1 protein-coding gene is annotated in these 254 nt (G+C 48.4%); it reads left to right on the top strand.

The window, feature by feature from the left end; all coding sequences use genetic code 11:
* A partial coding sequence (locus R0J87_RS22565) for a hypothetical protein (protein ID WP_498889123.1) occupies nt 1-254 on the top strand: 254 nt, incomplete at both ends.

Below are 254 nucleotides of genomic sequence, written 5' to 3'. Positions count from 1 at the left end.
AAGGCTGTTGAACACGAAGAAAAAGTCAAAAAGGCGCAGTCAGGTCATATTCCCAGCATTTTATCGTTAGCGAAGGAAAATGAAGTTGGCAATCTCCGTGTGGCATTAGGCTGGTACCAGAAAGCTGCTGAACTAGGGAATGAAATCGGACAGAATGCGTTGGCACGGTTAAGTCGCCAGGATGTCGATGATCCTCACGGCGAAGCCAAGTCGCGTTATTGGGAGTGCCTGGTCAAAGCCAACAACAATGAACC

The sequence above is a fragment of the Halomonas sp. SIMBA_159 genome, from assembly GCF_046536035.1.
GTDB lineage: Bacteria > Pseudomonadota > Gammaproteobacteria > Pseudomonadales > Halomonadaceae > Vreelandella > Vreelandella venusta_A.
Note: the sequence above shows the minus strand (reverse complement) of the source record. Positions and strands in the feature narration are given on the sequence as shown.